This window comes from Nostocoides sp. (assembly GCF_037045025.1).
Classification (GTDB): Bacteria; Actinomycetota; Actinomycetes; order Actinomycetales; family Dermatophilaceae; genus Nostocoides_A.
This window is the reverse complement of record NZ_JBAOHM010000013.1, coordinates 1-21,476: the sequence shown is the minus strand read 5'-3', so window position 1 is coordinate 21,476 and position 21,476 is coordinate 1. Positions and strand designations below refer to the sequence as shown.

General features: G+C 68.8%; 23 protein-coding genes. 5 read left to right on the top strand and 18 right to left on the bottom strand.

The genetic code is table 11. From position 1 onward, the window contains the following. Window positions 1-55: 55 nt before the first annotated feature. From sucD to V9G19_RS15940, 6 genes are all read right to left on the bottom strand, one after another. Window positions 56-949, bottom strand: a complete 894-nt coding sequence (gene sucD / locus V9G19_RS15965) for a succinate--CoA ligase subunit alpha (RefSeq protein WP_462286426.1) — start codon at window positions 947-949, stop codon at window positions 56-58. A gap of 37 nt (window positions 950-986) precedes the next feature. Continuing rightward, window positions 987-2,168, bottom strand: a complete 1,182-nt coding sequence (gene sucC, locus V9G19_RS15960; RefSeq protein ID WP_462286425.1) for an ADP-forming succinate--CoA ligase subunit beta — start codon at window positions 2,166-2,168, stop codon at window positions 987-989. A 129-nt stretch (window positions 2,169-2,297) separates the two neighbouring features. Then, the gene (locus V9G19_RS15955; RefSeq protein WP_462286424.1) at window positions 2,298-3,272 is read right to left on the bottom strand and encodes a threonine dehydratase; all 975 of its coding nucleotides are present in this window, start codon (window positions 3,270-3,272) and stop codon (window positions 2,298-2,300) included. Between the two features lie 5 nt (window positions 3,273-3,277). After that, on the bottom strand, window positions 3,278-4,672 hold the full coding sequence (locus V9G19_RS15950) for a hypothetical protein (RefSeq protein ID WP_462286423.1): 1,395 nt from the start codon (window positions 4,670-4,672) through the stop codon (window positions 3,278-3,280). Further along, window positions 4,669-5,214: an RNA polymerase sigma factor gene (locus V9G19_RS15945; RefSeq protein WP_462286422.1), complete on the bottom strand. Its 546-nt coding sequence runs from the start codon at window positions 5,212-5,214 to the stop codon at window positions 4,669-4,671. The genes V9G19_RS15950 and V9G19_RS15945 overlap by 4 nt, the downstream gene beginning before the upstream one ends. Window positions 5,215-5,307: 93 nt before the next feature. After that, complete coding sequence (locus tag V9G19_RS15940; RefSeq protein ID WP_462286421.1) at window positions 5,308-7,350, bottom strand: M4 family metallopeptidase; 2,043 nt, start codon at window positions 7,348-7,350, stop codon at window positions 5,308-5,310. A gap of 409 nt (window positions 7,351-7,759) precedes the next feature. Between V9G19_RS15940 and V9G19_RS15935 the strand changes: the two genes are divergently transcribed. Beyond that, entirely contained in the window at window positions 7,760-8,587 is an 828-nt protein-coding gene (locus V9G19_RS15935) for a M23 family metallopeptidase (protein WP_462286420.1), read from the top strand. A 95-nt stretch (window positions 8,588-8,682) separates the two neighbouring features. On the opposite strand, the gene pcrA is transcribed toward V9G19_RS15935, so the two are convergent. Then, a complete protein-coding gene (pcrA, locus tag V9G19_RS15930; RefSeq protein ID WP_462286419.1) occupies window positions 8,683-11,103 on the bottom strand; it encodes a DNA helicase PcrA in 2,421 nt (806 codons plus the stop codon). A gap of 126 nt (window positions 11,104-11,229) precedes the next feature. Here pcrA and V9G19_RS15925 point away from each other — a divergent pair, with 126 nt between their 5' ends. Continuing rightward, window positions 11,230-11,784: a GNAT family N-acetyltransferase gene (locus tag V9G19_RS15925; RefSeq protein ID WP_462286418.1), complete on the top strand. Its 555-nt coding sequence runs from the start codon at window positions 11,230-11,232 to the stop codon at window positions 11,782-11,784. An 88-nt stretch (window positions 11,785-11,872) separates the two neighbouring features. Here V9G19_RS15925 and V9G19_RS15920 read toward each other — a convergent pair whose 3' ends face one another. Next, a complete protein-coding gene (locus V9G19_RS15920; protein ID WP_462286417.1) occupies window positions 11,873-12,565 on the bottom strand; it encodes a VOC family protein in 693 nt (230 codons plus the stop codon). A gap of 364 nt (window positions 12,566-12,929) precedes the next feature. On the opposite strand from V9G19_RS15920, the gene V9G19_RS15915 reads away from it, so the two are divergent. Continuing rightward, window positions 12,930-13,925: an ISL3 family transposase gene (locus V9G19_RS15915; RefSeq protein WP_462286416.1), complete on the top strand. Its 996-nt coding sequence runs from the start codon at window positions 12,930-12,932 to the stop codon at window positions 13,923-13,925. Window positions 13,926-14,015: 90 nt separating this feature from the next. Here V9G19_RS15915 and V9G19_RS15910 read toward each other — a convergent pair whose 3' ends face one another. Continuing rightward, complete coding sequence (locus V9G19_RS15910) at window positions 14,016-14,378, bottom strand: transposase (RefSeq protein ID WP_462286906.1); 363 nt, start codon at window positions 14,376-14,378, stop codon at window positions 14,016-14,018. A 270-nt stretch (window positions 14,379-14,648) separates the two neighbouring features. On the opposite strand from V9G19_RS15910, the gene V9G19_RS15905 reads away from it, so the two are divergent. Then, window positions 14,649-14,768, top strand: coding sequence for a transposase family protein (locus V9G19_RS15905; RefSeq protein ID WP_462286415.1), 120 nt, complete (start codon window positions 14,649-14,651; stop codon window positions 14,766-14,768). A gap of 154 nt (window positions 14,769-14,922) precedes the next feature. On the opposite strand, the gene V9G19_RS15900 is transcribed toward V9G19_RS15905, so the two are convergent. From V9G19_RS15900 to V9G19_RS15870, 7 genes are all read right to left on the bottom strand, one after another. Next, window positions 14,923-15,165, bottom strand: a complete 243-nt coding sequence (locus tag V9G19_RS15900; RefSeq protein ID WP_462286414.1) for a hypothetical protein — start codon at window positions 15,163-15,165, stop codon at window positions 14,923-14,925. A gap of 883 nt (window positions 15,166-16,048) precedes the next feature. Next, the gene (locus V9G19_RS15895; RefSeq protein WP_462286413.1) at window positions 16,049-17,167 is read right to left on the bottom strand and encodes an FtsX-like permease family protein; all 1,119 of its coding nucleotides are present in this window, start codon (window positions 17,165-17,167) and stop codon (window positions 16,049-16,051) included. Next, window positions 17,164-17,829, bottom strand: a complete 666-nt coding sequence (locus tag V9G19_RS15890; protein ID WP_462286412.1) for an ABC transporter ATP-binding protein — start codon at window positions 17,827-17,829, stop codon at window positions 17,164-17,166. The genes V9G19_RS15895 and V9G19_RS15890 overlap by 4 nt, the downstream gene beginning before the upstream one ends. After that, window positions 17,826-18,593, bottom strand: a complete 768-nt coding sequence (locus tag V9G19_RS15885; RefSeq protein ID WP_462286905.1) for a peptidoglycan-binding protein — start codon at window positions 18,591-18,593, stop codon at window positions 17,826-17,828. The genes V9G19_RS15890 and V9G19_RS15885 overlap by 4 nt, the downstream gene beginning before the upstream one ends. A gap of 487 nt (window positions 18,594-19,080) precedes the next feature. After that, complete coding sequence (locus tag V9G19_RS15880; RefSeq protein WP_462286411.1) at window positions 19,081-19,521, bottom strand: hypothetical protein; 441 nt, start codon at window positions 19,519-19,521, stop codon at window positions 19,081-19,083. Between the two features lie 81 nt (window positions 19,522-19,602). Further along, window positions 19,603-19,761 (bottom strand): hypothetical protein, encoded by a 159-nt coding sequence (locus V9G19_RS15875; protein ID WP_462286410.1) that lies wholly within the window; start codon window positions 19,759-19,761, stop codon window positions 19,603-19,605. 45 nt (window positions 19,762-19,806) lie between these two features. Then, window positions 19,807-20,256: a hypothetical protein gene (locus tag V9G19_RS15870; protein WP_462286409.1), complete on the bottom strand. Its 450-nt coding sequence runs from the start codon at window positions 20,254-20,256 to the stop codon at window positions 19,807-19,809. Between V9G19_RS15870 and V9G19_RS15865 the strand changes: the two genes are divergently transcribed. Next, complete coding sequence (locus V9G19_RS15865; RefSeq protein ID WP_462286408.1) at window positions 20,255-20,425, top strand: hypothetical protein; 171 nt, start codon at window positions 20,255-20,257, stop codon at window positions 20,423-20,425. The two genes, V9G19_RS15870 and V9G19_RS15865, sit on opposite strands and share 2 nt — an antisense overlap. Before the next feature lie 331 nt (window positions 20,426-20,756). Here V9G19_RS15865 and V9G19_RS15860 read toward each other — a convergent pair whose 3' ends face one another. Together V9G19_RS15860 and V9G19_RS15855 are read right to left on the bottom strand one after the other, a co-directional pair. Beyond that, window positions 20,757-20,945, bottom strand: coding sequence for an ABC transporter substrate-binding protein (locus V9G19_RS15860; RefSeq protein WP_462286407.1), 189 nt, complete (start codon window positions 20,943-20,945; stop codon window positions 20,757-20,759). After that, a partial coding sequence (locus V9G19_RS15855; protein ID WP_462286406.1) for a hypothetical protein occupies window positions 20,942-21,476 on the bottom strand: 535 nt, incomplete at its 5' end. The genes V9G19_RS15860 and V9G19_RS15855, both read right to left, overlap by 4 nt.

Below are 21,476 nucleotides of genomic sequence, written 5' to 3'. Positions count from 1 at the left end.
AAGCCGGGCGCGCGAAACTCCTGCCCCCCGCCGAACTCTGCCGTCCGCGGGCCGGTCAGGAGCCAGCGAGGCCTTGCATGATCTCGCGCATCAGCGCTGCGGTCTCCGAAGGGGTCTTGCCGACCTTGACCCCGGCCGCTTCGAGAGCCTCCTTCTTGGCCTGCGCGGTCCCGGACGACCCGGAGACAATCGCGCCGGCGTGGCCCATCGTCTTGCCCTCGGGGGCAGTGAAGCCGGCGACATAGCCGACGACCGGCTTGGTGATGTGCTCCTTGATGTATGCCGCGGCTCGCTCCTCGGCGTCTCCGCCGATCTCGCCGATCATCACGATCGCGTCGGTGTCGGGGTCGTCCTGGAAGGCCTGGAGGCAGTCGATATGGGTGGTGCCAATGATCGGGTCACCGCCGATGCCGACGCCGGTGGAGAAGCCGAAGTCGTTCAGCTCGTACATCATCTGATAGGTCAGGGTGCCCGACTTGCTCACCAGCCCGACCCGGCCGGGCCCGGTGATGTCGGCCGGGATGATGCCGGCGTTCGACTTGCCGGGGCTGATCAGACCCGGGCAGTTCGGCCCGATGATCCGGGTGCCCTTGCCGATGCTGTAGTTGAAGAACTCGGCGCTGTCCTTGACCGCCACGCCCTCGGTGATCACGACGGCCAGCGGCATCCCCGCATCGATCGCTTCGACGACCGCGGACTTCGTGAACGCGGCCGGGACAAAGATCACCGTGACATCGGCCCCGGTCGCGTCCATCGCCTCCTTCACGCCGCCGAACACCGGGACGGCCTGACCGCCGGGGAAGTCCACGCTGGTGCCGGCCTTGCGCGGGTTGACGCCGCCGACGACATTGGTGCCCGAGGCGAGCATGCGTGTCGTGTGCTTCATGCCCTCGGAGCCGGTCATGCCCTGGACGATGACCTTGGAGTTCTCGTTGAGGAAGATTGCCATCTGGGTCTCGAATCCTTTGCTCAGGTCTCGTCGGGGGTCAGTTCGCGGCGGCAGCGAGTTCGGCGACCTTGCGGGCCGCACCATCCATGGTGTCCACCTGCTCCAGTTTGGGCAGCGCGGCGTCGGAGAGGATCTGCCGGCCCAGCTCGGCGTTGTTGCCGTCGAGGCGCACCACGAGCGGCTTCGGCTCCTTGCCGTGCGAGGCGAGGATCCCGTATGCCGCGACGATGCCGTTGGCGACCGCGTCGCACGCCGTGATGCCGCCGAAAACGTTGACGAACACCGCCTTGACCTGGGCGTCTTCGAAGATGACGTCGAGGCCGTCGGCCATCACTTCGGCGTTGGCGCCACCGCCGATGTCGAGGAAGTTGGCCGGCTTGGCCTTCCCACCGGTGAACTCCTCCCCGGCATACGCGACGACGTCGAGGGTCGACATGACCAGCCCGGCGCCATTGCCGATGATCCCGACGTTGCCGTCGAGCTTGACGTAGTTGAGGTCCTTCTCGATGGCGAGGACCTCCAGCGGGTCGGTCTTGGAGTGGTCGATGAACTCCTCGTGCTCGGGGTGGCGGAAGGCGGAGTTGCCGTCGATGGACACCTTGCCGTCCAGCGCGATGATGTCACCGGCACCCGTTTTGACCAGGGGGTTGACCTCGACCAGCGTGGCGTCCTCCTCGCGGTAGACCTCCCACAGCTTCTCCAGCACCGGCGCGACCTTGGCGGCGACGTCGGCGTCGAAGCCGGCGGCCGCGACGATCTCGGCGGCCTTGGCGGCGTCGATGCCGACGTTGGGGTCGACGACGACCTTGGCCAGGGCCTCGGGACGCTCGACGGCCAGCGTCTCGATGTCCATGCCACCCTCCGTGGAGCACATCGCCAGATAGGTGCGGTTGGCCCGGTCGAGGAGGATCGAGAAGTAGTACTCCTCAGCGATGTCGGCGCCCTGGGCGATCATCACCCGCTTGACCGTGTGGCCCTTGATGTCCATCCCGAGGATCTGCTCGGCATACTGCTGCGCCTCGTCGGCGGACTTGGCGACCTTGACCCCGCCGGCCTTGCCCCGGCCACCGGTCTTGACCTGCGCCTTAACCACAGTGACCCCGCCGATCGTCTCGGCGGCCGCCCGGGCATCCGACGCGGTCGTGGCAACGGCGCCCGCGAGCACGGGAACGCCATGCTTTTCGAAGAGGTCGCGAGCCTGGTACTCGTACAGATCCACGCTGATTCCGTCCTTCGCTGCGTCGATGCCGCCCGGCCTGGGGCATAAGGTGCCCCCGAGCCTAGGCCCTTGGTGCAGGTGAGCACGACCCGCAGCCCGGGTCTGGCGCATCACATGTTGGCGAGACGGTCACGCAGACGGGGTCGCGCCGGCGAGCACGTCGGCGACCATCGCCTCGTCGCAGTTGCCGCCGGTCTGGATCACGGCCACTCGCTGTCCCCGGGCCTGATCACGTTCGGTGAGCAGGCCGGCCAAGGCGATCGCCCCGGCCGGTTCGGGCATCTGCCGGGTGGTGCGATACAGCACCCGCATCGCCTCGGCCGCCTGGTCCTCGCTCACCGTGACGATCCGCTCGGCTCCGGCACACATGATCTCGATCGCGTCGGCCATCGGCTCGCGGCAGGCGACCCCGTCGACGAAGGTCGCCGCCTCCGGGGTGGTCACCACCCGTCCCGCCGCGACCGAGAGCGCCGTCGCCGGTGCGGCCGCGGCGACGACCCCGACGATCCGGGTGGGCAGGCCGAGCAGGTCGCGCACGGTGATCAGCCCGCAGATGCCGCTGCCCATACCGACCGGGACATAGACGGCATCCAGCGGCCCGGCCTGCCCGAACAGCTCCTTGGCATAGGTCGCGACACCGAGCACGAGATCGGGGTGAAACGGCGCCACCATCTCCAGCCCCAGGCCAGCGGCCAGCTCCACCGAGTGCTCGCGCGCCTCCTGGAAGTCGCGGCCGTGCACTCGCACCTCGGCCCCGAAGCCGCGCATCGCCGCCACCTGGGCCGGGTTGTTCCCCTCCGGCACGACGATGACCGCGCGCTTGCCGGCGGCGCGCGCGGCATACGCGAGCGACTGACCGTGGTTGCCGCGGGTGGCCGAGACGACCCCGAGCACCTGTGGCCGCTCGCGGGCGAGTCGGGCGAGATAGACCAGTCCGCCGCGCACCTTGAAGGCATTGGTGGGCGTGTGGTTCTCGTGTTTAACGATCACGCTCGCGCCCACCTCGGCGCTCAACAACACTCGTTCGTATGCCGCGGTCACCGGCACATGAGCGGCGACCACGGCGTGCGCGCGATCGAGTTCCTCGAGGCTGAAGAGCGGCATACCGGTCAGTCCATCGGGACCTTGGACCAGGTGTCGCCGAAATCCTGTGCCCACCAGTAGGCCTTCTCGCCCTCGGTCGGCAACAGATAGAACCACTTGGCTCCGGGCGCGCCCACCCAACGCCAGCCACGCTCGGGCAGCGCGGGATCGACGACGTTCCGCCAGGTCCGGCCGCCGTTGGCGGAGGTCAGCAGCGAGCCGTGCACGTCTGCGCTACCGCCCGAGACCGCGACCAGATGCTCGTCGTCGCCGGCGGCGAAGCTGACCATGCCGGCATTCACCAGGGCGACCGGCTTGCCGGGGACGGCTTCCCAGGTTGCGCCCTCGTCGTGGGATCGGTGGATGGAGTAGTAGGCGGTTCCAGCGGCCCCACCGTCGGCGCAGGTGGCAAACAGGGTGTCGCCGTCGCCGGGCACGACGACCTGGGCCGCGGCCGAGTCGCCGCAGCCGATATCCAGCGGTGTGGCCTGGCCGTCCGCGCCCACGGAGAACGGCTGGCCCGGGCCGTCGACCGGCTGCGGCGAGACGTAGGCCCGGTCCTTCCAGAAGGCCACGCTCGCGCCGATCACCGGCGCCGTCTTCGTCACGACCGGGGCGACGGTCGCCGCCCGCAACTCCTTGGGAACGACCTGGGTGAGCAACTCGCCCTCGCAGCGCTGCCCGTCACACATGCCGGACGTCGAGACGATCGCGACATCGGCGCCGTTGCTCGCCAGGTCGACGATCCCCTTCCCGGCCGCGGTGTAGTCGTGCCAGGTCAGGCCGCCATCGGTGGTCTGCTTGATGTCCGGGCCGAACACCCAGCCGATCTGCTCGTCGGCCATCCGGATCTGCCGGTAGCTGCCATCGGTGAACGTCGCCACCTGGCGCCAGCTGCGGCCGTTGTCCTCGGACCGGGCGACAACCGGGCAGAACCGGTCGGTGCAGACGCCCTCGCCGAGGGCGAAGATCGTCGAGGGACCGGCCTGCGACATCGACATCGTCTTGAAGGTCGCGGGCATGACCGTGTCGCCGGGTGGTGGCGGGGCCGGCTCGGTGTCGGACGCGGGCGGGGGCGCGCTCGTGCCCCGGTCGTTCGGAGTGGCGGGTGCGCTGCTGGAGGCAACCGCCGACGGGGTCCCGCTGGTCGCGGAGCTGGGGGTGGACAGCGCGGTCACCGAGCCACGCCCCGCGGGATCGCCCTGCCCGGTGCCGGGGACCGCCCGGCCGATCGCATAGCCGAGCACGCCGACGGCGGCGGCCGCGGCAGCCGCGCCCGCGGCATACGTCATCCAGCGCGAGCGTCGCCCCCGGCGGCCGGCCGCGACGATCGCCTGCCAGCGCTCCTCGTCGGCAGGCTCGCGGGTGATCATCGCCTTCTCGCGGGCGAAGAACTCCTCGACGGGGTCGCGGCCGGTCATCGGACACCTTCCAAAATCACGGCGAGTTTGCCGCGAGCCTCCCACAGGTCACGCTTGACCGCGCCCTCGGACTTGCCGAGGTGGTGGGCGACCTGGGCCACGGTCAGGTCGGCGAAGTAGTGCAGCAACACGCTCACCCGCAGCCGGTCCGGCAGCGACTGCACCGCCTCGCGGACGGTGATCGCCGTCGCCTGGTCCGGTGCGTGCGCCACCTCCAGCTGGTGGCCGATCTTGCCGTATGCCGTTGCTTCGCGCCCCCGCTTGCGCCAGTGGTCACGCACGAGGTTGGCGGCCGCCGTGTAGAGCCAGGCGCGCGGCTCGGACACCTCGCCCCAGTGCTTCAGCAGCCGGATGAACGCCTCCGTCGTGATGTCGTGGGCCAAATCGCGGTCGCCGACCAGCCGGGTCACCCAACCGGCGAGCGTGCCGTAATGCGCCTGGTAGACCTCGCGCACGGCGAACTCGTCGGCGCCGACGACGGCGCTCGGCATGCGCACTCCCTCCCACAGCACATCACGCACGGGCATCACGCTGGTCGTCACGAACCTTACGACGCCGCAGCGGTAGCTCTGGTTGGGGGTCCGGTCGCGGGGGTCACCGGCGCGCGCCGATGACCCCCGCCCACGGGTGGAGGGTCAGCCCGTGGTGACGGCAGTGTCGTCGACGACGAACGAGGTCTGCAAGGAGGAGTCCTCGCTCATCGTGAACTTCACCGTGATCGTCTTGCCCTTGTATGCCGACAGGTCGAAGACCTTCTGGGCATAGGCACCGCCGGTGGTGGTCAGGTTGGAATAGGTCGCGAGCGTGCTCGTGACACCACCGGAGACGATCTGCGGCTTCATCGTGTCGTATGCCGTGCCCGCCGTGCTCGACTCCGAGGTGTCGATCCGGACCCAGAAGGACAGCTTCGGCGCCGCCGCCGTGGCGGGGATCGTCACCGTCTGCTGCTCATACTCCGAGCTGGTCGAGCCATTGCCGCCGAGCCACATCTTCCAGCTGCCGGTGCGCGCCGGCCGGCCGGTGTTGGTCGTGATCGGTCCGGCGGTTCCGGTCCAGATCGTCGCGCCGGACTCGAAGCCCGGGTTTTGCAGCAGATTGCCGCCGGTGGGCGGCTGGGTGCCGCCGCAGCTGGCCGAGCCGGCCGGGACGGTGATCGCGTTGAACGCCGCCTGGACGCTCAGGCAGGTCTGGCTGGTGGCGCCGAAGAGTTCGATCGCCGAGGTGATCGCGCCCTCGCGAGCCGCGGCATACCCGCTGGTCGAGGTGAGCTTGGTCGACAGCGTGCGATACCAGACCTTTTCGATGTTGGCCCGGCCGGCGCCGGTGACGGCCGGCGCGCCGCCGCAGGTGGGGCTGTTGTAGCTGACCCCGTTGACCGTGCGGGCGCCGCTGCCCTCGGAGGCCATGAAGAACCAGTGGTTGAGCGGGCCGGAGGAGTAGTGCGGGTCGACCTTGATCGTGCTCGCGTTGTAGCAGTCCAGGCTGGAGCCGTCCTTGGACGGCTTGTCCAGATAGCGCAGCGGAGTCCCGTTGCCGCGCAAGTCGATCTTCTCGCCCATGAAGTAATCGCCGGGGTCGGCCGCGGAGTTGACATAGAACTCGACGGCGACGCCGAAGATGTCCGAGGTGGACTCGTTGAGGCCGCCGGACTCCTTGTAGATCCCCAATTGCGGGTTGCCGTAGTCGAGGTTGGCGGTGTTTTCGGTGACGCCGTGGCTCATCTCGTGCGCCGCGACATCGAGCTCGGTCAATGGCTTGGCGTTGTTGGTGCCGTCGCCGTAGGTCATCTGGGTGCCGTCCCAGAAGGCATTGTTGTAGCTGTTGCCGTAGTGGACCCGGCTGCGGGCTCCCGTACCGTTGTTCCAGATCCCGTTGCGCCCCAACACATTCTTGAAGTAAGCGAACGTTTTCTCGGCGCCGAACTGGGCGTCGACGCCGGCGGTCTGGCGACTGCTCGTGGTCCCGGAGCCCCAGACGTTATCGGCGTCGGTGAACTGGGTGCCGGTGCCGGACGTGGACCCGTTGAGGTCGGTCGTGTAGTTGCCCACGCTGTCCTTGAGCAGCCAGCTCGAACCGGACTGAATGGAGTTCAGCGTGACGGTCCCGGAATACATCGAGTTCCCGGTGCCGGTCTTGACCTCGTCGGATGCCGTCAGCAGCTTGCCGCTGCTCGCGTCGATGATCGTGTGCAGCATGCTCGGCGTCTGGTCGGCGCGCACGCCCCGCGTCGCGACGTCGTAGGCCAGCCGGGCGCCTTTGGCGCCGGCGTGGACGACGAGTTCGGCTCGCGAGGACGACAGCTTCGTCAGCGTGGCGCGCTCGGCCAGCTGGTGGCCGATGCGCTCGGCGGCGGCCGGGCTCATCCGGGCGGTGGCGCTGGGGACCTCGAGCCGGCCGGCCGCGTTGTAGGTCGTGCTCGATTGCCCCTTCGGCGTCCGTTTGACGATGAGGTCGCCGCCGATGACGCGCAGCACGTTATAGGTGCGGTCGTAGCGGGTGTAGGTCGTCCCGTCCGCGTCGCGGACGACGCTGCGCTGAATGAGGCGCTCGGCCGGGTTCCGGCCGGACGCATCCTGATCGGATCCGGACCGGGTGGGGAGGGCCGCCGCGGCCCCGGCCGCGGCGACGGTGACGAGGACGGCGGTGCCCGTAGCGATGCCGCACGACAGTTTGTTCACGACAGGGGGTCTCCTTCGAACCAGACGGTCGCCCGGGTAGCGACCGCGGCATACGGAAGAGTTGTGGCTTCTCCCCGGTTTGGGCAAGCCTTCTTGACCAAATCCTGACCCAGGCTTTACCAAGTCCTTACTCGCCGGTAACTCCTGTGGTCGGCGCGGCTGCCCGGGAGGGGACGTCCGGGCGAGGGGTTGCCCTACTGGCCGGTAGTAAGGCGGTTCCTGAGAACGAGGCGTTTATCACATCCGGGCCGTTGCGGGGGCGGGAGCGGTTCTTGAATTTTGGATAACGAAACCGTCACGCTAGTCTCGTCGGCAAGAACCTCTGGAGCCGCCGGGAGCGTGATCTCGCGATCTCCCGTCCTGCGTCCCCCATGTCCTGGGCTGCGGCCCCTCCCCCGAAGGACTTGTCATGGCTTCCTATGTCGGTCGTCGCCGCGCGCCCAAACCACGTCGCGGACGTGCCCGGCGCGCCGTTGTCGTCCTGACGACCGGCGCCCTCGGGGTGGTCGGCGCCGTGGCCACGTCGTCCGCGGCGCAGTCTTCGACAACCACTCACCGAGACGCGGTCGCCGGTATGGCCGCGCCGCTGCCTGTGGCGTTCACCGTCAGCCGCCGACCACTTCCCAATCTGGCCGCGCAGGCCGCCGAGAGCACAGCCGCCGTCGTGGAGCGCACCCGGCAGTCCCGTGAGCAGGCCCGATACGTGGCTAGCCGCAGGGCCGCGACGCGGGCGGCGCTGGCGAGCCCGGGCCGTCAGGAGGAGAAGAAGCGCGCCCAGGATGCCGCCCGCACCGTGATCGCCGAGCGCACGGCCGCCGCCGCGCGGGCCAAGAAGGTCGCCAAGATCCATCGCTGGGTGCTGCCGATCAATCACCCCAACCTGTCCTCGCCGTTCGGCCACCGCTGGGGCCGGTTGCACGCCGGACTCGACTTCAGCACCCCGGTCGGCACCCCGTTGGTGGCGATGTCCTCCGGCGTCGTGACCAAGGCCGAGTATTCCGGCGGCTACGGCCTCAAGGTCGAGATTCGCTACTGGGATGGAACGGTCTCCTACTTCGCCCACATGAGCGAGCTGAGCGTGCAGGAGGGTGACCTGGTGGCGCCGGGTAGTCCCGTCGGGAAGTCCGGCAACACCGGCAACTCCACCGGCCCGCACCTGCACCTGGAGATCCACCCCGAGGGCGGCGACCCCGTCGACCCCGCCGGCTGGCTCGCCGCCCACCACCTCAACCCCTAAGCCTAAGCCAAACCCGCCGAGGTCTGGTGTTTTTGCTGAGGTCGTACTACCGGTAGTACGACCTCAGCAAAGAGACCAGACCTCGGCGAGTTGTCCTAGAGCTTTTCCAGGGGGGCGTAGCGCAGCAGCAGCCGCTTGACGCCGGACTCGCCGCCGAAGTCGACGTGCGCCAGGGCGCGCTCCTCGACGCCTTCGACCCGCACGACCGTGCCGAGGCCAAAGGTGTCGTGGCTGACCCGATCACCGGCGGCGAGCGCGATGACCTGCTTGTTGCCCGGTGACCGGACGGCCGGACGGGCTGCCAGCCGGGCCAGCGACGGGGCGTCGGTGCGGCGCTCGGAGGCGCTGACCAGACGCTCCCACTCGATCAGCTCGCCCGAGATCTCGTCCAGGAACCGGGAGGCGGGGAAGTATTGCGGGCTCCCCCACGCCGAGCGGACCACGGCACGGGAGACGTGCAGCCGCTCCCGGGCCCGGGTGATCCCGACATAGGCGAGGCGACGCTCCTCTTCCATCTCCTTGACCTGGGCGAAGGAGCGTTGGTGGGGGAAGGTGCCGTCCTCCATCCCCGTGACGAAGACGACGGGAAACTCCAACCCCTTGGCCGTATGCAGGGTCATCAGGGTCACGACGCCGCCGCCCTCGGCGTTGTCCGGGATCTCGTCGGCGTCGGCGACCAGCGAGACCTGCTCGAGGAAGTCGTCGAGCGAGAACTCCTCCCCCGTTTCGACCCGCACCTCATCGAACTCGCGGGCTACGGAGATCAGCTGTTGCAGGTTCTCCACGCGCGTCTCGTCCTGAGGGTCGAGGCTGACGCGCAGCTGCTTGAGGTAACCGGTCTGGTCGAGGATGGCCTCGAGGATCTCGGCGATCGGCGCCCCCCGGTCGCGGATGGCGCCAAGGCGCTCAAGCAAGGCGGTGAACCCGGCGATCGCGGTCACCGAGCGGGTCGCGATGCCGGGCGCGTCAGCCGCCCGCCCGAGGGCTGCCACGAACGGGATCCGCTCGCGCTCGGCGAGCGCCGCGACGCACGCCTCGGCACGGTCGCCGATGCCGCGCTTGGGGACGTTGAGGATGCGCCGCAGGTTGACCGTGTCGGCGGGGTTGGCGAGGACCCGCAGGTAGGCGAGCGCGTCCTTGATCTCACGGCGCTCATAGAAGCGGGTGCCGCCGACGACCTTGTAGGGCAGCCCGACCCGGACGAAGACCTCCTCGATCGCCCGGGACTGGGCGTTGGTGCGATAGAAGACCGCGACATCCTTGGGTTGGACCTCGTGATCGTCAGCGAGCCGATCGATCGTGCGGGCGACGAACGCCGCCTCGTCGTGTTCGGAGTCGCCGACATAGCCGATGATGCGCTCGCCCTGGCCGGCCTCGGACCAGAGGTTCTTCTCGCGGCGGCCGGCGTTGCGGCGGATGACCGCGTTGGCGGCCTGCAGGATCGTCTGGGTGGAGCGGTAGTTCTGCTCCAACAAGATCGTCGTCGCATCGGCGTAGTCCTGCTCGAACTCCTCGATATTGCGGATCGTCGCCCCGCGGAAGGCATAGATCGACTGGTCGGCGTCGCCAACAACGACCAGCTCGGCGGGGGGCACCTGCGGCTGGTCGCCACCCGGGTCGGGGCGACGGGTAGCCCCGGCGCCACCGACGAACTCGCGGATCAGGACGTATTGGGCGTGGTTGGTGTCCTGGTATTCGTCGACGAGAATGTGCCGGAAGCGGCGGCGGTAGTTCTCGGCGACATCGGGGAAGGCCTGCAGGATGTTGACCGTCGTCATGATCAGGTCGTCGAAGTCCAGCGCATTGGCCGCCCGCAGCCGGCGCTGATAGTGCGTATAGGCCTCGGCGACGAGTTGCTCATACTCGCTGCCGGGCTCGGTCTCGGAGGTGACCCACGCCGCATAGGTCTCCTCGTCGATCAGTTCGTCCTTGAGGCCGGAGACCTTGTGGCTGAAGGTGCGCGGGTTGTGCCGTTTGGGGTCGAGGTCCATGTCGCGCATGACCAGCGCCATCAGCCGTTGGCTGTCGGCGGCGTCATAGATCGAGAAGTTGGAGCGCAGCCCGACCTTGGTTGCCTCTCGGCGCAGGATGCGCACGCAGGCGGAGTGGAAGGTCATCACCCACATCGCCTTGGCCCGCGCGCCGACCAGATCGTGCACCCGCTCGCGCATCTCGGCAGCGGCCTTGTTGGTGAAGGTGATCGCGAGGATCTGGCCGGGTTGGACCTTGCGGTGGCCGAGAAGGTAGCCGATCCGGTGGGCGAGCACGCGGGTTTTGCCGGAGCCGGCGCCGGCAACGATCAGCAGCGGCCCACCCTCGTGGACCACGGCCGCGCGCTGCTGGTCGTTGAGTCCGGCGAGCAGGCTCTCCACGTCGCCCGCACCCGCCCGCGGGTCGGCGTCTGCCGGCGCATCCTGAGCGCGCGCCGGCCCCTTCCCGGTCATGGCCCAGGTCGGTATGCCCGCCGCGGTCACCGCCGCGGTCCACTCGGGCGACTCATCGAACAGGGTGGTCATCTCGGTCCAACCCTACGTCCGCGAGGCGACAGCGTCCTGGCACCGAGCGCGCGTCGGCGCCGCCAAAACAGCAGGGTCGCGGGAATCCGGTCGCCCGCGAGCCGGGGTTCGGCATACGGTCCTCGTATGCGACTCGTGCCCCCGCATGTGGACCTGCAACGCTCCTATCTCGAGGCCGTCGATGAGTTCGGCGGCGCCCACCGCGACGGCGACGGGACGTGGATGTGGATCGATGAGGCAGGCACCGAGCACGAGTTCACCCGAGCCGAGCTGGAGACCGAGGCCGGATTCGCCCGCTTCGTCCACCGGCGCACCGACCCGCACCGGCCCGTCCCGACCGGATTCGTCCCGAGCACGTTCTTGTGGATGGAGGCGGACGGGCACTATGTCGGTTCCCTCAATATCCGCCACGACCTCAACGACTTCCTGCGCCACGAGGGCGGGCACATCGGCTACAGCGTGCGACCGAGCGCTCGCCGGCGGGGCCACGCGACCGAGGCCCTGCGCCAGAGCCTGGCCGTATGCCGCGACCTCGGGCTCGACCGCGTGCTGGTCACCTGCGACGACGACAACATCGGGTCCGCGACGGTGATCGGAACCAATGGCGGGATCTTGGACAACCGCGTGCGCAGCGAGCGGGACGGCCGGCTGGTCCGCCGCTACTGGATCGACCTGACCTGACCTGACCGGCTAATGGACGCATGGCAGGGCATCAGGCGAAAGGAGTGATCCGTTGCTCCTGCTCGGCGGGGCCATCATCGAGGGACGGTCAACCGAGCCGGAACGCGTTCCCGTCCGGGTCAGCAAGCTCCACGAATGCGTCGGCCCGCCCGAGGAGCGTCGCCCCGGCAGCGAGCAACCGAGCGATCTCGCCGGTGAGATCGTGGGACGCCACCAACTCGACATGCTGCCGGTTGCGCCCGAACCTCGGGGCCAGCGGTGGCCCGCCCCACGCCACCTTGGTGCCCCCAGCCGGAGCCTGGATCGCCGTTTCCTCGTTCTCATCCCAGACCAGCGGCCAACCGAGCACCTCGGCCCAGAACAGCCCGATCTGGCGGGTGCCGTCACAGGCGACCTCGCCGAGGAGACCGCAGCCGGCGAGGAACGAATTCCCCGGATCGATGACACAGAACTCGTTGCCCTCGGGGTCGGCCAGGACGACATGCCCTTCCTCGGGGAGCTGGCCGACGTCGAGGTGACTCGCCCCAAGACCCAGCGCCTTGGCGACCGTGCCGGCGAAATCGGACTCGTCGGTGCTGGTCAGGTGCAGATGCATCCGGTTCACCCCGACCCGCGGGCTGGTGCTCGGAACGAACCGCACGCCGACTTGGGTGTCCGTCCCCGGGAGTAGGACACCGCGGGCGTCCGGCCGGGCCTCGCGCGCCAGGACCCCGGCCCAGAAGGCCGCCAGCCGCGCTGGGGCCGCCGCATCGAACGCCACGGACTCGAGATGCACCGACATCCGCCCAACGGTACGCGGCCACATCGTTATAGTCCCGGCTACGGCTGCCACGATGCCCGGAGGGACGGTTCACCGGCTGCCGGCCGACCTGCGCGCCGAACTCACCGCCCACCACCGGGCGCCTGAGCTCAGTGGTGGAAGCTGGGCTGCCCGGGTGGATCCGGCATCGGCGTGGTCAGCGACTCCAGGTAGGCCACCTCAGCACGTAGCGAATCGAGCAGCTTATCGGCCATGTCCATGGACAGGTCCTTGCGCACGACGATCCGATTTCCCCTACGGCGAGCACGCGGTGGCGCTGGAGTGGACCAAGACGCGGTGGCGATGCCGCGAATCCTCTTGTTCGAGAGGCTCGTTCACCGAGTCGGTGCCAGCGATCCCGACCCGCACCCGGTTGACGCGCCGGCTACGGTCCGCGTGCGGGGAGGGTGTCGCCGACGATTTCCGGTGCGTGCAGGCCGGCGGTGATTTCTTTGGGGTGTCGTGGCCGATCGCGCATGCCGCGTTCGTGGCGCACGTGGAGGAGTCGTTGGCGGCGCCGCCGCCGGTGAGCGTGCTCGGGATCGATGAGATCTGCCGCGGGAAGCGGCGCTGGGCGCAGGAGGCGGCCACCGGCCGATGGGTGCTGGTGGCCGACCGCTGGTTGACCGGGATCGTCGATGCCGCCGGCACCGCCGGGCTGCTGGCCCACGTCGAGGGCCGCACCGCCGCCAGCGTGGCGGCCTGGCTGACCGAGCAGCCACAGGGCTGGCGTGAGCAGGTTACCCACGTGGCGGACCGGTTCCACCTGGTCCGCCTCGCCAACGACATGCTCACCCAGGTCCGCCAGCGGGCCACCCGGCAGCTGCGCGGCCGCCGCGGCCGAGCCCGTGACCCGGAATGGGCCAACCGGCGTCGGCTGCTGACCGGCCATGAGCGCCTGCGCCCCGAAGCGTTCGCGCGGATGTGGAACGGGCTGCTCGACGCCGACGAGGTCGGTGTGGAGATCCTGCACGCCTACACCGTCAAAGAACGCCTGCGCCACCTGCTCGACCTAGCGCCGGCACCGGGCACCTCCGTCCCGGACCGGGCAGTGATCTCCCACCGGCTGTGGCGGTTCTTCGACCAAGCCGCCAGCTGCGACATCCCCGAAGTCCACCGGCTCGCCGAGACCGTCGAAACCTGGTGGCCCGCAATCGAAGCCGGCCTGATCACCGGATACAGCAACGCCCGAAGTGAGGGCTACAACCGCCTCGGGAAACACGAAGGCCGCAACGCCTTCGGCTTCCGCAACACCCGAAACCAGCAACGCCGCATACGCTGGGGCCTGCACCCGCCAACACCGGCGGAAACAGCCATCATCTGCCACGAGATGCCCGGCTAACTTCGAAGAGCCTGGAAACCTCCAACTCGGCGCACATAAACTTCACCGGGAACTCGCCCTCGCTGGCCCAGTCCGCGATCGCGGCGTACTTCACCGCTGCTCGTTCGCGAACCAGGCCGCGACTTTTTTTGCAAAAGCCACCTGCATCTCCAGCTGCGCGATCGTCGCGGCGTCCGTCTTCTTCTCCGACCGCAACCGGATCAACTCCGCCCGCTCGGACTCGCTCACCGGCTGATCCGCCCGCGCGCGATCACGCGCTTCTCGTTCCTTCTTCACCCATTTCCCCAATGTGTACTCATGGCAGCCGATATTCCTGGCCACCTCGGCGAGGGTCCGGTCATCATCCAACACGAACCCGACCGCCTGCGACTTGTACTCCGCCGTGAACGCCCGACGCGTATCACCCATGACGTGAAACTCCTTCAAAGACAGGGCAACCCCTCCCGTGGCCACCAAACCGGGTACGGTCTACGCCAAGCACCACCGGCCCACCGCGCCCAAGCCCCCCAGGGCTCCGGAAAGGTCGGTCGATGGGGCTGTGACCTGGGCAAATCGTGGTGGTGTGACCGGCGTGGCGTGTGTGACGGATGGGGCCCGTGGGGCTGAGATGGGAGTTCCTACACAGCCCTCTCAGCCCAAGGACCCCACCCGCTCGATGCCATCTTCCCCGATCGGTCGATGCCGATGCGCCGACTGTACGCGCCGTGACCTGCTCGACTGTGCTTGCGCCGCGTCCCTGATCCTCGCGACCCGCGCGGTGTGCGCTACCCGCTCGTCGGGGTGCTCGCGGTCGCGGTGTCCGCGGTCCTGGCCGGGCGCCAGGTCGTTCGCCGCGATCGGTGAGTGGGCCGCGGACCTCGACGCTGGTGCAGCTCGGGCCGGCTCGGGCTCGGCGAGGCACCGGTGGAGTCCACGCTGCGCAAGCTGTTCGCCCGTCTGGACGCCGCCGCGCTCGACCGTCTGCGTTGGCGGTCGTACGCCGTGGTGCCGAGTCGCGTCAGATCGGCGGCGGTCGACGAGTGATCGCGATCGACGGCAAGACCGTGCGCGGCGCCCGCACCGCGGCGACGCGACCGCGCCGCATCTGGTCGCCGCGCTCGACCACGCCACCGGCGTCGTCCTGGGCCAGAATCAGGTCGAGCCGCCAAGTCGCAACGAGATCCCCGCCGTGCGCGACCTGCTGACCGGCTTCGATCCCTGTGACCTGCGCGGATGCGTGATCACCGTGGATGCGATGCACACCCAAGACGACACCGCCGCAGACGATCCTCGACGCGGGCGCGGACTACGTGTTCACTGTCAAGGCCAACCAGCCCCACGCTCCTGAGCAGCGTTGAAGACAGCTGCCCTGGAACAAGGTCCCCGTCGGCTCGCGGACCGACCCAACTCGGCCACGGCCGTCGTGCGACCCGGACCATCAAGGTCATCGACGTCACCGACGCTGCCGGACTGGCCCGAGTTCGCCGGTGCCGCCCAGGTCGCGCAACTACGCCGCACCGTCACCACAGAGCGGGAAGAAGACCGTCGAGGTCGTCTACCTGCATCACCTCCGCCAGCCATCACGACGCACCACCGGCCACCCTGGCCGCGTGGGTCCAAGGCCATTGGGGAATCGAGAACCAGCGTCCACTGGGTGCGCGACGTCACCTTCGACGAGGACCGCTCCCAGGTCCGCACCGGCGTCATGCACCCCGCAGTCATGGCCAGCCCTGCGCAACACCGTCGATCAGCATCCTGACGGCTGGCCGGCTGGACCAACATCGCCGCAGCACCTACGACACCACGCCCGCAACCCCGAACGAGCCATCACATGCGCGCTGACCTGCTGAGACACGACCTTTCCGGGACCCTGCCAAGCCCCCCAAGGAGGCCTGGATCAACCGACCCACCATCACCACCGACTCCCACACTGCGAAAACCGCATGACTGTCTCACCGAGGTTGACAACTCCCGAAGACCACCACAACGGTCTCCAGAAATCGCGCTTCAGTGTCGAAACCAAGGCCCGGTGAGTAGCCGCCGAACCTGTTCTCGGCCGGCCCCCTGATTCCGTATGCCGCCGCCCGCCCGGCGAGGCTCCTCGCTGGCCATCACCGGATCGGCGACGAGGTCAGGCGGCCAGGTCAGGGGACGCGCAGTTCGCGGACGGGGTCGCGGCGGGCGGCGAGGGTGGCGGGCAGGGTGGCGGCGAGGGTGGTCAAGGTGGTGACGGCGACGGCGACGGCGAGGGTGAAGGTGGTGGGGGGGTGGGGGTTGCCGCGGGTGGTGAGCCAGAGGGTGGCGGCGGTGGCGCCGAGGGCGGCGGCCAGGGCGGCGGTGATGAGGGTTTGGACGGCGATGAGCAGCACGATGGTCAGGCGGGTGGCGCCGAGGGCGCGGCGGCGGCCAAAGTCTTTGCGGCGCATGAGGGTGTAGCCGAGGACGGTCAGGGCGCTGGCGAGGGTCGCGGCGGCCAGGACCCCGAGGATCAGGCCGCGGGAGCGTTGGGTCAGTTCCCCGCCGATCGCGGCGCGCAGGTCGGCCAGGGCGGCGGAGGTCTCGACGGTGGCGCCGTCGGCGGGCACGCCGGCCAGCAGCCGGTGGACGACCTCGGTGACGACATCGACCGCGGCGGGGGTGCGGGCTAGGACATAGATGGTGGACAGGGTCCGCGGCGGTGCGTTCGGCGCGGGCGGGGTGGCCGGGATCACGGTGAGGGGTTCGAGGCCGGCCAGGTAGGGCGGGACGGTCAGGGCGGCGGTGATCAGCAGTTCGGGGCCGTCGATCTCGCGCAGGCTGCCCGCGGCCGGCGGCAGGCCGACCAGGTCGGTGCTGGCGCGGGAGGCCCAGGCCAGGGTGCCGGCGGGCCCGGGGGCCGGTTGCGTCACGACGGTGCCGTCGATACTTCCGTATGCCGTGCGGACCCCGAGGCGGGGCCCGGCCGGGTTCGCGGCGGCGGTGGTGTCGGTGACCGGGCCGAACCCGGTGACGGCCTCAATGTCGTCGACGCGGGCGAGGGTGGCGACGAGTTGTTCGTCGATGCCGGGCTGGGTGCCCTTGGCTTGGATGATCACGGTGCGGGTGCCTTGGGCGTCGATCGCGGCCAGGACAGCGGCCTCGGACGCGGCGGCCTTCCCGGCGGTGGTGATCACCGACATCGTGCTGGCCGCCACCAGCAGCAAGGTGACCAGGGTGAACGCGGGTTGGGCGCGGATGCTGGCCAGGGCCTCGCGCAGCAGCCCGGTGACCGGGTGCCCACTCACCGGTGCGCGTCCAATTCGAGTCGGTGGTCAGCCCACGCGGCCACCCCCGGGTCGTGGGTGACCACCACGACCGCGCCGCCGTCATCGGCGTGGCGGCGCAGCGCGCCAAGGACGACAGCGGCACTGGCCGGGTCGAGGTTGCCGGTGGGTTCGTCGGCCAGGATGATGTCCGGGCGCCCCAGCAACGCCCGGCAGGTCGCGATCCGTTGCCCCTGCCCGCCGGAGACCTGCCCGGGTTTGCGGCCCGGCGGGACCGCCACCTCGAGCGCGTCGAGCAGTTCCAGAGCCCGGGCGCGATGGTCACCGGCGCGTTGACCGCGATACAGGGTGGCTTCGAGGATGTTGTCGATCACCGAGCGGGAAGCATCCAAGGCCGCGTCTTGGAAGACGAACCCGAACCGCTGCGCCCGCAACTGCGCCCGCGCCGCGTCGGGCAGGTCATCGACCCGGCGGCCGTCCAACTCGATGACGCCGCAACGGATCCGCAACATCAGCGACAACAAATAGAGCCGGGTCGACTTGCCACACCCCGACGGCCCGGTCATCGCGGTGACCGCCCCCCGCGGGAAGCTCGCCGACCACCCCTCGACCCGGAAGTCCTCGCCGCGGCCATAGGTGAAGTCGATCTCCCGGGCCGCCAGCACCGGCGTCGTTGCGGTCACCGGCCCTCCTGCGGCACCCGGACCCGGGTGCCCGGCGTGACGCCCTCGACCACGGCCAGCCCCCCAGAAGACGCCCGGACCGTCACCCCGATCACCCGGCCGGACTCATCGATCACCGCGGTCGCCCCGTCGGCCGCCACCCGCAACGCGGCCGTCGGGATCGTCGGGCCACTAACCTTCGGCACGACCACAATCACCGCCGGTATGCCGCTCGCCCCAGCCACCGGCACCCGCTCGCACTCCGCCCCACAGATCGACTCCCCACCCGCGGCCGGGCCGAGCGTGGCGGTCACCGACCCATCCTGATCCGGAACCGACAACGCCGCGATCCGCGCCGGCCACCGCGCCTGATCCATCGTCAACGTCACGTCCTGCCCGGCGCGGGCCAGCCCCGCCTGCCCCACCGGCAGAGTGATCGTGAACGTCGGTTGCCCCGGAAGGACCTTGACCGCCCTCGCGGCCACCGGAGCCGCCGCCCCGACCCGAACCGCCGGGTCCAAAGCCATCCGCGCCGGCAGCTTGCGGACAAACAGCACCCGCCCGAGTTCCACCACACCATTCGGGCTCAAGCCCAACGACTTCTTCCACGCATACACCTGGTTCGCGGTCGCCACGTCATAACTGCCCGACGCCTTCACCGTCCGGAACCCCGTCTCCCGGAGCAGGTTCTGGACCTGCGAGACATCACCACCCCTTGCCCCGATCTGCAGGTCCCGGAACGCCGGCACCACCCCCTGCCCCACCACCACCGGACCCAGATTCACCTCATACAACACATCCCCGGCCCTAACCGACCGCGCCCCGGAAAAACCAACCCGGGTGACCGTCCCCGCCAAACCCCCCACGACCGACGCCCCGCCCGACCACCCCGCCGCCGCCGCTAACGAGAAACGACCGCGACACCGAATCCTCAGCCACCGTCACCACCGTGAACGACGGTGCCGGCAACACCTCATCAGGCCGACCGAGCAACTCCCGCCCCGACCACCCCACCCCCACCCCCAACGCCACAGCCAGGACAAACCCGAACAAGGCCCACCCCCGCCGTGGCGACATACACCGAACAATAACCGCCACCCCCAACTACCCGCCATCCCCGGCCACCAGTGCCGATCTCCTTGCCCCGCCGAAGCCGGGGGGGTACTCTCGATACCACCGGGCCTCACCTGCCCAAACAATTGGGCGCCCGAAGCCGGCAGGGCACGTCTACAACGAGAATCGGGGATCTCATGAAAACCGTCCGTAGATCGCTTAGCACACGGCCATCGAAGGGATCACAATCGAGGAGACTTTCTCGCATCTCCTGGGCAGGGTTTCTTGGCGTGTGTGCAATGACTGCCAGCCAGGGGACGGCAAGTGCCTACCAAGTCGAGGCCGACTGGTTACCATGCTCAAAAGCGACTGTTCAGACAAAGGGAAACAGCAGCCCGGGCAGCATCCAACGGCACACCCACAACTCCACGAGTCATGTTGCCGGTGATCAGGTTCTTCAGGGAAGTAGAGGAACTGCACGTAGAACGGCCGGTCGAGGCCGAGCACGGCGCGGAGCGCGTTCCGCTGCTCCAGGGTCGCGTCCTGCGCGACCATCTGGTTGATCGGGTCGCCCATGTACTGGAACAGCGCGAAGGCGACGAATGCCACCGACGCCATGACCAGCACGGACTGCAGCGACCGAACGATATAGGCGAACATGATCTAGTTGCGTTCGGGTCTATGCGGCGAGGCCCGGATGGATCGCTCCACCCGGGCCCCGTCGATAGAGAAGCCGGAACTTTACTTCATCTTGATCAGCTTGAGCTCCACGTCGTTCGACGGGCGCGGCTTGACCGAACCGTCGATGACCTCGTCGCGCACGCCCCAGGCCAGCGCCTGCTGGTGCAGCGGGATGTGGCCGAAGTCCTCCTTGTGGATCTTCATGGCCTCGTAGATCATCGCCGTTGCGCTTCTCCTGGTCGGTCTCGACGCCGATCGCCTTGGTCAGCTCGTCGACCTTGCGGGTTGGAGTAGCGGCCGCTGTTGTTCGAGCCGGCGCCGGGCGCCGCGTTCGCGCGTCATGACGATGTTGTAGAGCATGTTGTGGGCGTCGTAGGTGCCGGCGTCCAGCCCAGCATGTAGAAGCTGGTGTTGTAGCCTGCCGCGATGCCGATCTTGTCGAAGTGCTTGCGACTTGGTCTGGGCGTTCAGCTTCACCGTGACGCCGACGCGGGCCAGCATCGGCACGACCGCCTGGCAGATCGCCTCGTCGTTGACGTAGCGGTCGTTCGGGCAGTCGAGCGTCACGCGTGAAGCCGCTGCGGATAGCCGGCCTCGGCCAGCAGCTTCTTGGCGCCGTCCGGATCGAACGGATAGCGGCTCGTTCAGCTCCTTGGCGAAGCCGTTGATGCCCGGCGCGATCATCAGCCCGGTCGGCGTCGAGGCGCCGCGCATGACGACGCGCGTGGATCGCGTCGATGTCGATCGCCTGGTAGAAGGCGCGGCGCACCCGCACGTCCTTGAACGGGTTCTTGCCCGTGCCCGGCATGTCGAGCAGCTCGTCGCGGCACTGGTCGAAGCCGAGGAAGATGGTGCGCAGCTCCGGGCCCTTGCAGGACCTTGACGCCGGCGGTGCGCTTCAGCCGCGGGATGTCCTGCAGCGGCACCGGGTACATCATGTCGATCTCGCCCGACAGCAGCGCGGCGACGCGGGTGGCGGCGTTGGCGATCGGCGCGGAACTCGACGCGGGTCAGGTTGTGCTCGGGCTTGCCCCACCAGTTCGGGTTCGGCACCAGCACGGTGCGGGTGTCGGGCACGCGCGTCGAGCAGCTTGAACGGGCCGGTGCCGTTGGCGTTGCGGTTGGCGTAGCTCTCGCTGCCGACGGTGCCGCGCACCGGCAGCAGCGTGTTGTTCTTCTCCGCCCACGCCTTCGACATGATGTAGAGACAGCGGTCAGGTTCTGCAGCAGGATCGGATCGGGCGCCTCGGTGACGAACTCGACCGTCGTGGTCGTCGACCTTGCGCACCTCCTTGACCGCCGGCGATGTAGGTGCTGCATGTCGCGACTGCTCGCCGCTGGATGCGGTCGATCGAGAAGACCACGTCGTCGGCCGTGAAGGGCGTGCCGTCGTGGAACGTCACGCCCTGGCGCAGCTTGAAGCGCCAGACGTCGTCGGGCTCGGCCTGCGCTCCATTCGGTCGCCAGCGCCGGGGCGAACCGTCAGATCGCAGTTGCGGATGACCAGCCCCTCGTAGAGGTTGTCCTTCATCGCATTGGTCGGACCCTCGTTGTTGATGTGCGGGTCCATGCCGATGACGTCGCCGGTCGTCGAATAGCGCAACACCTTGGCGCTGAACTTCAAATTTGTCTGCGAAAAAAGTCCAAAGCAAGTCCCCTCACAGTCGCGATCGGAGTTGAACACATGGCCCGAACGGCCCCCCGAGCAGACCTTACAGTCGTCTGCAATTGCTGAACCAAACCACTCTCCCGTACAGTCCTGGAAGCATCGGCTACGACCGATCCTGGAGCAAAGTCCACATTCGGCCTCATCGAGCGCCTCTGCACTCTGCTGCTGCTCATCTACAGCGGTCGCATTGGGCAGCCGTTCGTCCGCAGCGTCGAGAAACGAGAAGAACACTGGGGCAACAACAAGATTCAACATGTGTTTTAAT

What these genes read in the sequence shown, in the direction of transcription:
- V9G19_RS15935 (WP_462286420.1), top strand. Translation starts at nt 7,760, where the DNA reads ATGGCTTCCTATGTCGGTCGTCGCCGCGCGCCCAAACCACGTCGCGGA.
- V9G19_RS15950 (WP_462286423.1), bottom strand. Translation starts at nt 4,672, where the DNA reads ATGACCGGCCGCGACCCCGTCGAGGAGTTCTTCGCCCGCGAGAAGGCG.
- V9G19_RS15875 (WP_462286410.1), bottom strand. Translation starts at nt 19,761, where the DNA reads ATGATCTACGAGGCCATGAAGATCCACAAGGAGGACTTCGGCCACATC.
- V9G19_RS15870 (WP_462286409.1), bottom strand. Translation starts at nt 20,256, where the DNA reads ATGCGCGGCGCCTCGACGCCGACCGGGCTGATGATCGCGCCGGGCATC.
- V9G19_RS15925 (WP_462286418.1), top strand. Translation starts at nt 11,230, where the DNA reads ATGCGACTCGTGCCCCCGCATGTGGACCTGCAACGCTCCTATCTCGAG.
- V9G19_RS15880 (WP_462286411.1), bottom strand. Translation starts at nt 19,521, where the DNA reads ATGTTCGCCTATATCGTTCGGTCGCTGCAGTCCGTGCTGGTCATGGCG.
- sucD (WP_462286426.1), bottom strand. Translation starts at nt 949, where the DNA reads ATGGCAATCTTCCTCAACGAGAACTCCAAGGTCATCGTCCAGGGCATG.
- V9G19_RS15865 (WP_462286408.1), top strand. Translation starts at nt 20,255, where the DNA reads ATGACGACGCGCGTGGATCGCGTCGATGTCGATCGCCTGGTAGAAGGC.
- pcrA (WP_462286419.1), bottom strand. Translation starts at nt 11,103, where the DNA reads ATGACCACCCTGTTCGATGAGTCGCCCGAGTGGACCGCGGCGGTGACC.
- V9G19_RS15955 (WP_462286424.1), bottom strand. Translation starts at nt 3,272, where the DNA reads ATGCCGCTCTTCAGCCTCGAGGAACTCGATCGCGCGCACGCCGTGGTC.
- V9G19_RS15920 (WP_462286417.1), bottom strand. Translation starts at nt 12,565, where the DNA reads ATGTCGGTGCATCTCGAGTCCGTGGCGTTCGATGCGGCGGCCCCAGCG.